The sequence below is a fragment of the Skermanella sp. genome (genome assembly GCF_059503625.1).
The window spans coordinates 2,914-13,957 of sequence record NZ_JCACHA010000652.1 but is presented as its reverse complement, the minus strand read 5'-3'; the positions used below and the strand labels follow the sequence as shown (position 1 = coordinate 13,957).

Sequence of the window (11,044 nt, the reverse complement as noted above, 5' to 3'; positions counted from 1 at the left end):
CGCTTCGTCCGGGCAACGAGCAGGGGTTGGGAGTTCGCCTTCAACAATCGTGAGAAGGCGCTGGACTTGCTGGTTGCCGAGTTCCCCCATCTGAATGCGGAGGACGAACGGTCCGCGCTCGACGTGATGCTGTCCTATGCCTTCAACGGCGTCACGAGAAAGGGCGGCTGGGGCATCATGGACAAGGATGTCTGGGCGGACCAGATAGAACTGTTCGCCCGGCTCGGCCAGTTCCCGAAGAAGGTCCCCCGGGTGGACGACCTGGTGACCATGGACATCCTGAACGCGACGCGGGACATACGGCCGCGGATCGGATGAAGCCTGAGGACAGGCCGCCGGGGCCGACGATTGCCCATCGGCGCCGTACCTGTGATACAAGCCTGTCCAGCGAACCGGACCGGGAAAGTACCGGCGCCGGTTCCGGGCAAATTGGAGAGACAGGAATGGCGGACGACAGGGAAGGCCCTTCCTCCGACGGTGCGGCCTTCTGGGCCGACGCATTGCGCAGGTTCGACGCCGTGCGGCGCTGGCGCGGCAATGCCATGGACAGCATGGGGCTTGGGCGGCAGGAAACGCCGTTCAGGACGGTTCTGGACGAGCCGGACGTGCGGCTCCGGCTCTATGGGGAGCAATCCGCTCCCGGCGGCCCTACCCTCCTGATCGTCCCCGCACCGATCAAGCGCGGCTACATCTGGGACCTGCTCCCCCATGTCAGCGTCGTCCGCCGCTACCTGGAGGCGGGCTTCCGCGTCTATATGACGGAGTGGATCGAGCCCGTCGAACCGGACGGCGAAGACGGCGGCAAGGCCGGCGGCAAGGGCCGGGCCGGATCGCCGCTCGGGCTCGCCGATTATGCCGACCGCCTGATCCTGCGGTGCGCCGACGCCATCGCGGCTGCGGGCGACGGCGACCGCATCTTCATCGCCGGACATTCGCTGGGCGGTACCCTGGCGACCATATTCAGCAGCGTGCACGCAGACCGTATCCGCGGCCTGGTCGTGGTCGAGGCGCCCCTGCACTTCGGTCCGGACAGCGGCGTCTTTGCGCCGGTCGTGGCGGGCGCACCGCACGCGGCGGCCTTGCGCGAGCTTTTCGGCAATATCCCCGGCACCTTCCTGAACATGGTTTCGGCGAAGGCCTCCCCGCGCGAGTTCAACTGGGACCGCCGGATGGACATGATCGCCAGTCTCGCCGATCCGCGGGCGTTCCAGACCCATCTTGCGGTGGAGCGCTGGACGCTGGACGAGTTTCCGCTTCCCGGAAGACTGTTCGAGGAACTGATCGAGCAGCTTTACCGGGAAGACAGGTTCGCCCGCGGCACCTTGGAGATCAACGGCAGGACGGCGTCCCCGGCAGGCCTTGCGTCACCCTTGCTGGCGATCCTGGGCAACGACAGCCAGATCATCCCACCGGCGTCGATGCTGCCGGTGATCGAGGCATCGCCGGCAGCCAACAAGCGGACGCTCACCTATGGCGGCGACGTCGGGGTGTCGCTCCAGCACGTCGGACCCTTGATCGGACGCACCGCCCATCATGCCGTATGGCCGGAAGTGATCGGCTGGCAGAAGGGTATCGCCGGCGCCGGCTGACCGCTGCTGGGGACGGGAGAATGCCGGAATGCCGCACCCACGCCATACCCCTGCCGTCGAACGCGCGGTCATGATAAATCTGTCCGGTGAGGATCGCCCTTATCAGATGTTTCATCATCGGATTGCCGAGCACCGCATGAAGGAGACAGGGGAATGAGCGCTTCCTCCACCGACAAGGACGAACCGAACTTCGCCAACGACACGGATACGCCCGAAACTCCGTCGACGGAGACAAGCCCAGGCGTCCTGCCGCAGAAGCCGATCGCCGGGGAGGCTCCGTCCCGGGAGCAGGCGGGACGCGGCAAGGGCAAGCCGTCCGGGCGATAGCGGTCATAAAAAGACAGCACTACTGCAAAGCTACGCCTCAACAAGCCGACGCCGGCCAGTCCGGCACCACAAGGGGGGAATACCGCAATGGCCACCATCAAGGGTGAAGACACCCGCCGCCGCCGGCCATCCGCCGGCAAGCGCGCCGAGGAAGCCGCCCCCAGCGGCGGCGCCACAGCCGGGGCTCCGGAAGAGCGGCCCGCATCGGAGACCCAGCCGCCGGCCGACGGCCAGGCCGGCATGGGAATACCCACTCCGGAGGCGGCGCTTGGTCTGTGGATGTCCTGGATGAAGCAGAACATGGGGGGCTTCGCCCCTGTCGGCAGCACGGAACAGCCGTGGTGGGTGGCGAGCGCCGACGCCGTATCGGGATCGCTGCTGGCGACCGGGGTGGAACAGTTCCAGCGCTTCGTCGCCGCCGATCCCATGCTGGCGTCGATCGACCGCATGTGGAACGCCAACCCGCTGCGCGAAGTGATCCCGGTCGACTGGGCGGAGGCGGTCCGCGCGCTCCGGATCGTCTGGCTGCGGTCGCTCCGCGACCCGGCCAAGGCCTTCACGCGTTCGGCAGAGCTCAACATGCAGATCTGGTCGTCGGCGATGGAGACCTGGAACTCCGCCGGCGCCCGCTGGTGGGGCCTGACCACCGGCACGGCGCCGGAAACCGGCACCGGCGGCGACAAGCGGTTCGACGCTCCGGAGTGGAACGGCAACCCTGTCTACAAGACCCTGAAGGAGATGTATCTGCTGGCCTCCGATTTCCTGCTGAGGCAGGGCATGGAGGACGAAGACATGGACCCGCAGGAGCGCGAGCGCATCACCTTCCACCTGCGCCAGTTCGTCGATGCGATGAGCCCGAGCCTGCTGCTGATGTCCAACCCGGTAGCGTTGCGGCGCGCCGTCGAGACCGGTGGCGCCAGTCTGGCCGATGGCGCACGCAACCTGCTTCACGACCTGCGCGAAGGCCGGCTGAGCATGGTCGACGCGACCGCCTTCGAGCCGGGGCGCAATCTGGCGGTGACGCCGGGCAAGGTGGTCCTGCGCAACCGCCTGATCGAACTGATCCAGTACGCGCCGTCGACCGAGCAGGTCCGTCAGGTGCCGATCCTGATCATGCCGCCGTGGATCAACAAGTTCTACATCCTGGACATGCAGCCCAAGAACAGCATGGTGAAGTACCTCGTCGACCAGGGCTTCACGGTGTTCATGGTGAGCTGGAAGAACCCCGATGCCTCGATGGAGGACATCACCTTCGAGGACTACATGAACCTCGGCCCGCTGGCCGCCGCCGACGCCGTGCGCGACATCACCGGCAGCGACAGCGTCAATCCGGTCGGGTACTGCATCGGCGGATCGCTGCTGGCGATGACGCTGTCATATCTGGCGGCGAAGGGCGATACCCGGTTCGGATCGGCGACATTCATGGTGTCGATGCAGGACTTCAGCAGGGTCGGCGACAGCGCCTTCTTCATGGACGAACCGCAGATCGACTTCATCGAGCAGCAGATGATGGAGCGGGGCTATCTCGACAGCCGCGAGATGGCGAACATGTTCAACCTGCTGCGCTCCAACGACCTGATCTGGAGCAACGTGGTCAACAACTACCTGCTGGGCGGCAAGCCGCCGGCCTTCGATCTGCTCTACTGGAACAGCGACGGCACCCGCATGGCGCGGGCGGCCCATAGCTGGTACCTGCGCAACACCTATGTCGAAAACAACCTGATCAAGCCCGGCAAGATCCAGCTTTGCGGCGTGCCGATCGACCTTGGCAACGTGAAGGTGGACATCTACGCGGTAGGTGCCGAAAAGGACCATATCGTCCCCTGGAACGCGGCCTGGAAGATCACCCAGCTGACCGGCGGCAATGTCCGCTTCGTCATGGCATCGAGCGGCCACATCGCCGGGATCATCAACCATCCGGCCGGCAAGAAGGGCGGATACAGCGTCCGCGAGGGCGCGCGCGACGTGACGTCTCCGGAAGCTTGGCTGGAGGGTGCCGACAAGCAGCCCGGAAGCTGGTGGCCCGACTGGGTCAGGTGGCTGAACGCGCATGCGGGCGATATGGTGCCGGCCCCGGCGCTGGGGAGCGACAAGTATCCCGTGGTGTGCAACGCACCGGGAACTTATGTCCTGGAGAAGTAACGTCTGACCGGGACGTCTGACGGGGCCGACCGGGCAGTCCGATGGGGCTGTCCGACTGGGCTCCGGCGGCATCGGACTTCTGCCGCCGGAGCCCAGTCGGCTATCTTCAGACTTCTTCCGGGAAGCAGCCTGCCCTTGCCGCCGCAACCGCGACCTGGGTGCGGTTCTTCACTCCCAATTTCTGCATGATAGCGCGAACATGAACCTTGACCGTGCCTTCCAGCACGCCGAGAGAGCGCGCGATCTCCTTGTTGGAATGCCCGGCGAGCAGTAGCTGGAAGACGTCGCGCTGACGATCGGTCAACCTGTCCAGCATATGATTGGTCGGCCGTTCCGGTTCTGCCGCGATGGCGCTGACCAGGACGGTCCGGGGCAGCGGGACGTAGGTTTCTCCGGACAGGACGAGCGAAATCGCGTGCTCCAGCAGGGCAGACGATCCCGATTTCAAGATATAGCCCTTCGCACCGGCACGGACGCTGTCGATCACGTCGGCACTTTCGTCGGATGCCGATATGACGATCAGCGGCACTCCGTCCAAGGCCTCGATCATCCGGCGGACTCCGGTCAGTCCATCGTCACTGTCCAAATGGAGATCGAATAGAACCAAAGAGAGATCCGGGTTCCTCCGGACCGTGGCCAATGCTCCCTCAAGCGAGTTCGCTTCGAACACTTCGGCGGTTGGGAAAAGCTCAAGCACGGAAAGAGCAAAGCCGTGCAAGACGAGCGCGTGATCGTCGACGATCAGGACTTTCAATGAGTTACTGGTCATCTGGCGCTATCGCATCTGCCATTGGAGAAAACTGGTTGCTTTTGAAACAAAAAGCAAGGGTCCAGCGACTTCCCAACAGGCTAGTCTTTGATTGCTCTCCACGGATCGGATCCCCCTCGCAAGAATTCTTTAGCTTCTAAGCCCGCCAACTCCAAAATCTCTCTTTTTGGTTGCCCCTGATGGCTGTCAGCTTAGGAACGTGTGCTTGGTCTTGTAAGTATCCTATAGCATCGGAACATCGATTTCATGTAAGTTTTTATTGTCAAGTCACCCAGCTACCTCTTTCGATGTGAAATCGCAAAGAATTCAATAAAAAGCTAAATGATGCGGATGATACCGCTCAACTGGGAGCCATGCGATGACTAACTGCGATGTAATGTTGGTCGACAGCGATCGACTTTTCTGCGCCGCGCTGGGAGCTTTGCTCAGCACGACATCATTCAAAATCTCGGCGGAGTATACATCGCTCGCAGATGCGACCGTAGCTGTCCGGCAGGGCAGCCATCCCGACCTGATCCTGCTGAACCTGCAAAGCGGCAATGCGGACGAGATGGCGCTTCTCAAGCAGCTTCGTGCATCGACAACGGTGTCGCGCATCGTCGTCCTGGCGTCTGAACTGACGTCGCAGATCATGAGCGGCGCGCTTCAAGCCGGTGCCGACGGATGCCTCAACAAGACGATGTCCTGCGAGGCCCTTCAGCGGTCTCTGCATCTCGTCATGCTCGGCGAGGCGGTTTTTCCCCGCAGCATCGCCGACCTCCTGATCAGCAGCGGGATCGAGGAAACGGCACCGGCGCATTCGGCGACGCTGCCCTCCCTTGGCAACGAACTGTCCAAGCGGGAGATCGAAATCCTGCGCTGTCTGCTGGGCGGCCAGTCCAACAAAGCTATCGCACGCAATCTTAACATCACCGAGTCGACCGTTAAGATGCACTTCAAGAACGTCATGCGAAAGATCCGTGCTCAGAATCGCACCCAGGCCGCCGTCTGGGCAATACAACATGGTATTTCCCCCAGACTTTCCGCGTAGAGTAAAAGGCTGGTCTTACCAGTACGGACACCCAAAAGCAGACTTCACCTTCGAAGACGTTGCATGTGCGAAGGGCTTGGTCTCACCATATGGATGAATGTGACGGGACGTTCTGTTTTCTTTCGATGCAGGACGTCCCACTCACGGGTAACCGTTGGGGGATCGGGCGGCATGGATCGACTTCTGGGGTATTTGCGCCAGGATTCTGGAAAGCGTCACGTATGTCTGTCCAAGCAGCCGGACGGGCAGGAAGTCCTCAATTTTCAGGCGATGGGCCGCAACGGCAACTGGCCTGTGGCGATCGCGCTCGAACAGGACGACAGCGTCCTGTCGATCTGCTCGACGCTGCCCCTGACGATCTCGCATGGCCGGCGCCAGGCGATCACCGAACTGGTGACCCGGCTGAACGACGCGGCGGAGGAAGGGCATTTCGAGGCACCGGACGCTGCGGGCCGCATCCGCTACCGCAGCCGCCACGACGTTCCCGCCTCGGCCGGCACGGCCGGGCCGCGTCTGGCCATCGAGCGCCACGTGTCCATCGTGGACGGCGACCTGTCGAGCTTCTTCGCGGTTGCCGCCGGCGGACAGACACCGATCGAAGCGGTCGATCAGCTGGAGCGCGTGCGCCGCTACGGCTGACGCGGATAGTTGGCTGCACCGACGGTTAACTTGTTCTGACAGACCTTGACGTGTTCAGGGAGTAAGCCTGTATAACCCTGACGGGTTCCTGTGAATGGTTCCCCTGCGAAACCATTGCAAGAGTCCCGTCATATGGACCGACACGACCCGCATCCTCGACCGGCCGACAGCGGCGACCTGCCGGAAGCAGGCCGAACGGTTACCGTGGCTCCCGGTATCCTGTGGGTGCGGATGCCCCTGCCCTTCGCGCTGAACCATATCAATATCTGGCTGCTGCAGGATGATGCGGGCTGGACCGTCGTCGATACCGGTATCGGCAGCAACAGGACCAGGGACTATTGGGAGCAGGTCTTCGCCTCGGCGCTAGGCGGCAAACCCATCGTCCGGGTCGTTGCGACCCACTTCCACCCGGACCATATCGGCCTTGCCGCTTGGCTGGTCGAGCGCTGGGATGCCGAGTTCTGCGCCAGCCTGACGGAATGGCTGCTCGGCCGCGCGCTCAGCCAGGAGAACCCGGAAACCATGGTCCGCAACGGCCTTGCCTTCTACCGGCGGGCCGGGCTGGACGATGCGTCGCTCGGCGTGCTGGCGGAACGTGGGAACGCCTACGCCCGCGGAGTGGACTCCCTGCCGCCGGTGCTGCGCAGGCTGAGGGAAGGCGACGGGATCGCGATAGGCGGCAACGAATGGCGGGTCATCATCGGCGGCGGCCATTCTCCCGAGCATGTCAGCCTTTACAGCCAGTCCGCCGGTATCCTGATCGCCGGCGATCAGGTGCTGCCGCGCATCAGCCCCAACATCAGCGTCTGGCCCTCCGAACCGGAGGCCGATCCGCTGACCGATTTCCTGCAAACGCTGGAGCGGCTTCGCATCGTGCCGGACGGCACGCTGATCCTGCCGTCCCACGATACGCCGTTCCGAGGCCTGCATGCGCGGCTGGACGGATTGGCGGCGCACCACAGGGAACGCCTGTCGGAAACGCTGGCCGCCTGCGAAGCGCCGCGATCCATCGCGCAAGTGACGCGGATCATGTTCCGGCGCGAACTCGACCCGCATCAGCTCGTCTTCGCGGTCGGCGAGGCGCTGGCTCACCTGAACCATCTTTTCCGCCGCGGTCTTCTGACCCGCACCACCGACGCGGATGGTGTCCTGCTGTTTCGCAAAGCATAAACCTGTTGCAAAACGTGACCGCCCCGTAGCCCGGAGAAAAACAGCGCCGAGAAAAACAGCGCGGTGAAAAACAGTCCGGGCGGACGTTTTGCCAGTGTATGCTTCGCACGCTATGGGAATGGACCGGCGGAAACAACCCGGGCATCGATGATAGGGACGGAGATAAGAATGGTTCGGGTCGCCTGCATCGGCGAATGCATGATCGAGCTGTCGGAGCACGCCGACGGCAGCCTGACGCGAAGCTACGGCGGCGATACGCTGAACACGGCGCTGTACATGGCGCGGCTCGGCACCCCGGTCGATTACGTCACGGCGCTGGGCGACGACGGCTGGAGCGAAGAGATGCTGGCCGCGTGGAAGGCTGAGGGCATCGGAACGTCCAAGGTGCTGCGGCTGCCGGGCCGCCTGCCCGGACTCTACGTGATCCAGACCGATGCCGGCGGCGAACGCCGCTTCCAGTACTGGCGCGACAGCGCCGCCGCGCGCGACCTGTTCGCCCTGGAAAAGACGCCGGCCCTGATCGAGGCGCTGGCGCGGGATTACTCGCTGCTTTACCTGTCCGGCATCACGCTGTCGCTCTATGGCGACAAGGGCCGCGCGGTGCTGTCCGATGCGCTGGACAAGGCACGGGCCGCCGGGGTGCGGATCGCCTTCGACACCAATTTCAGGACGCGCGGCTGGCCTGACCGCGACGTGGCGCGGCAGGCATACCGGGATATCCTGAGCCGTTCGGACATAGCCCTTGCCTCCACCGAGGATCTCGACCTGCTGTTCGGCGAGGGTGGAACGGAGACGTTCCTGGAAGGAAGAAGGCCTGCCGAGGTCGTGCTGAAGCTCGCCGAGCCGGCCTGCCGGGTCATGGTCGACGGGGCGGACGAACTCGTGGAAGCGAAGCCGGTCGAAAGGGTCGTGGACACGACCGCCGCCGGCGACAGCTTCGCCGCCGCTTACCTGACCGCCCGGCTTTCGGGAGCCAACCCTATCGACGCGGCGCGCGCCGGTCATCGGCTGGCGGGCGCCGTCGTCGGATACAGGGGCGCCATCATCCCACGTTCCGCGATGCCATCCGACGTCCTGAAGCGGGAGGGGCTGGTATGACGCCTCGCGACGTGTCCATCGCCGCGGATCTGCTGCTGGACGCGCGCCGGAAAGGTGTCAGGCTGACCAGCCTGCCGGCTCCGGCCAATCCCGTCACCTGGGACGACGCCTATGCGATCCATGACATTCTGGTCCGCAAGCTCGGGACGCGGGCCGGGTGGAAGGTGGGCGCCACCACTCCCGAGGCGGAACCGTTCCGGGCGGCCTTGACGGCGGATACGGTATTCGACGGCGCCACCCGCATACCGGCTTCGCGCTTCAACGTGATCGGGGTCGAAGCGGAACTCGTCTAACGCTTCACGAAGACGCTGATCGCCCGGCAGCAGCCCTATGGGGAGGATGAAGTCTTCGATGCCGTCGGATCGGTGCATGCCGCGATCGAGATCGTCGACACCCGCTTCGCGGCCTGGAATTCGGTCGACCGGCTCGCCCAGGTCGCCGATCAGATGAACCATGGCGCGCTGGTCGTTGGCAGCGGCCGGCCCGACTGGCGGGACGTCGATCCGGTCAACGAGCCGGTGCTGCTCTCGATCGAGGGCGAGCCGGTATCGGAGACGGTCGGAGGAAACTCGGCGGGCGATCCCTTGCGGATGCTGGTCTGGCTTGCCAATACGGGTGCGCGCAGCCTGGGAGGCATCAAGGCCGGCGACCTGATCACGACCGGGTCCTGCACCGGAACGATCTTCGTCGAAGGTCCGTGCCGGATCGCGGCGGAGTTCCCGACCGTCGGCCGGGCTGTGCTGGAGATCGCGTAAGCGCCCTGCCAGTCGTTTGGGCACCTCCAGCATAGTGCCGTATTCTTGAGCAGAAACGATCCGTCTTGGGGATGATGCGCCTGCCCAATCCTTGAGCGATCAAGGACATCCGGTCTCAACCCGCCGCTGGCACCGATCTTGAAGACGTCTTCCGCCAAACCTGACAGGAACGGGCGGAGGCAGAGTTGCATATCAAGAAGATCCAGCGGCTGATGGCTGCGGCATCGATATCGCTATCGGTATCGGCGGCGCTGATGGCGCCGGGTATCGCCAGTGCCCAAGGTACTCTCCGGATCGGCATGACGCTGGCGGATATTCCGCTGACGACGGGCCAGACCGACCAGGGCGGCGAGGGCCAGCGGTTCATGGGCTATACCGTCTATGACGCGCTGGTGAACTGGGACCTGACGTCGGCGGACAAGGCGTCGGACCTGGTTCCCGGTCTGGCGACGGAATGGAAGGTCGACGACGCCGACAAGACCAAGTGGGTCTTCAAGCTGCGCCAGGGCGCCAAGTTCCATGACGGGTCGGAGTTCAAGGCGTCGGCCGTGGTCTGGAACCTCGACAAGCTGCTGAACGACAAGTCGCCGCAATACGATCCCAAGCAGGCGGCGCAGGGCCGCAGCCGCATCCCGGCGGTGGCCTCGTACAAGGCGATCGACGACTACACGCTGGAAGTCACCACCAAGGACCCCGACGCCTTCCTGCCCTATCAGCTCGCCTGGATACTGATCTCCAGCCCGGCGCATTGGGAAGCGGTCGGCAAGGACTGGAACAAGTTCGCGCTCCAACCTTCCGGCACGGGGCCGTGGAAGCTGGTGTCCTGGACCGCGCGCGAGCGGGCCGAGATGGCGCCGTTCAAGGAATACTGGGACAAGACCCGCGTGCCGAAGCTGGACAAGCTGGTGCTGGTCCCCATCCCGGAGGCCGCGACCCGGACTTCGGCGCTGCGTTCCGGTCAGGTCGATTGGATCGAGGCCCCGGCTCCCGATGCGATCCCGAGCCTGAAGCAGGCCGGCTTCCAGATCACGTCGAACGGCTATCCGCATAACTGGACATGGCATCTGAGCCGGGTCGAGGGTTCGCCCTGGAACGACATCCGGGTCCGGAAGGCCGCCAACCTTGCGGTCGACCGCGACGGCTTGAGCGAGCTGCTGGGCGGCATGATGGTGCCGGCCAAGGGCCATGTGCTGCCGTCGAGCCAGTGGTTCGGCAAGCCGCAGTTCGACATCACCTACGATCCGGAAAAGGCGAAGGAGCTGCTGGCGGAGGCCGGCTACGGGCCGGACAAGCCGGTCACCGTCAAGGTGCTGATCTCGGCCAGCGGGTCGGGCCAGATGCAGCCGCTGCCCATGAACGAGTACATCCAGCAGACGCTGGGCGAGGTCGGCATCAAGGTCGAGTTCGAGGTGGTCGAATGGAACACGATGGTCAACCTGTGGCGGGCCGGCGCCAAGTCGGATCAGGTCAAGGGCGCCAACGCGATCAACTTCACCTACTTCATCCAGGACCCGTTCACCGGCTT

Annotated in this window: 12 protein-coding genes; 11 read left to right on the top strand and 1 reads right to left on the bottom strand. The window is 64.2% G+C overall.

Annotated elements, in window-relative coordinates; all coding sequences use genetic code 11:
• The 4 genes from AC5JJ6_RS20155 to AC5JJ6_RS20140 form a co-directional block, all read left to right on the top strand.
• The coding region (locus AC5JJ6_RS20155; RefSeq protein WP_496043770.1) for a hypothetical protein at positions 1-318 on the top strand (318 nt) is incomplete at its 5' end.
• Between the two features lie 125 nt (positions 319-443).
• Positions 444-1,589, top strand: coding sequence for an alpha/beta fold hydrolase (locus tag AC5JJ6_RS20150; RefSeq protein WP_496043769.1), 1,146 nt, complete (start codon positions 444-446; stop codon positions 1,587-1,589).
• A gap of 153 nt (positions 1,590-1,742) precedes the next feature.
• Positions 1,743-1,916, top strand: a complete 174-nt coding sequence (locus AC5JJ6_RS20145) for a hypothetical protein (protein WP_496043768.1) — start codon at positions 1,743-1,745, stop codon at positions 1,914-1,916.
• Between the two features lie 87 nt (positions 1,917-2,003).
• The gene (locus AC5JJ6_RS20140) at positions 2,004-4,058 is read left to right on the top strand and encodes a PHA/PHB synthase family protein (RefSeq protein ID WP_496043767.1); all 2,055 of its coding nucleotides are present in this window, start codon (positions 2,004-2,006) and stop codon (positions 4,056-4,058) included.
• Positions 4,059-4,164: 106 nt separating this feature from the next.
• Here AC5JJ6_RS20140 and AC5JJ6_RS20135 read toward each other — a convergent pair whose 3' ends face one another.
• Positions 4,165-4,827, bottom strand: a complete 663-nt coding sequence (locus AC5JJ6_RS20135) for a LuxR C-terminal-related transcriptional regulator (RefSeq protein WP_496043766.1) — start codon at positions 4,825-4,827, stop codon at positions 4,165-4,167.
• A gap of 358 nt (positions 4,828-5,185) precedes the next feature.
• On the opposite strand from AC5JJ6_RS20135, the gene AC5JJ6_RS20130 reads away from it, so the two are divergent.
• The 7 genes from AC5JJ6_RS20130 to AC5JJ6_RS20100 form a co-directional block, all read left to right on the top strand.
• Positions 5,186-5,857 carry a LuxR C-terminal-related transcriptional regulator gene (locus AC5JJ6_RS20130; RefSeq protein WP_496043765.1) on the top strand — a complete coding sequence of 224 codons (672 nt, stop codon included), beginning with the start codon at positions 5,186-5,188 and terminating at the stop codon, positions 5,855-5,857.
• Positions 5,858-6,028: 171 nt separating this feature from the next.
• Positions 6,029-6,496, top strand: a complete 468-nt coding sequence (locus AC5JJ6_RS20125; protein WP_496043764.1) for a YbjN domain-containing protein — start codon at positions 6,029-6,031, stop codon at positions 6,494-6,496.
• A gap of 132 nt (positions 6,497-6,628) precedes the next feature.
• A complete protein-coding gene (locus AC5JJ6_RS20120; protein ID WP_496043763.1) occupies positions 6,629-7,666 on the top strand; it encodes an MBL fold metallo-hydrolase in 1,038 nt (345 codons plus the stop codon).
• A 168-nt stretch (positions 7,667-7,834) separates the two neighbouring features.
• Positions 7,835-8,764, top strand: a complete 930-nt coding sequence (locus AC5JJ6_RS20115; protein ID WP_496043762.1) for a sugar kinase — start codon at positions 7,835-7,837, stop codon at positions 8,762-8,764.
• Positions 8,761-9,057 carry a hypothetical protein gene (locus AC5JJ6_RS20110; RefSeq protein ID WP_496043761.1) on the top strand — a complete coding sequence of 99 codons (297 nt, stop codon included), beginning with the start codon at positions 8,761-8,763 and terminating at the stop codon, positions 9,055-9,057. The genes AC5JJ6_RS20115 and AC5JJ6_RS20110 overlap by 4 nt, the downstream gene beginning before the upstream one ends.
• Before the next feature lie 72 nt (positions 9,058-9,129).
• Entirely contained in the window at positions 9,130-9,519 is a 390-nt protein-coding gene (locus AC5JJ6_RS20105) for a hypothetical protein (protein ID WP_496043760.1), read from the top strand.
• A 185-nt stretch (positions 9,520-9,704) separates the two neighbouring features.
• Positions 9,705-11,044 (top strand): ABC transporter substrate-binding protein (locus AC5JJ6_RS20100; protein WP_496043759.1); only part of this gene is annotated, 1,340 nt, incomplete at its 3' end.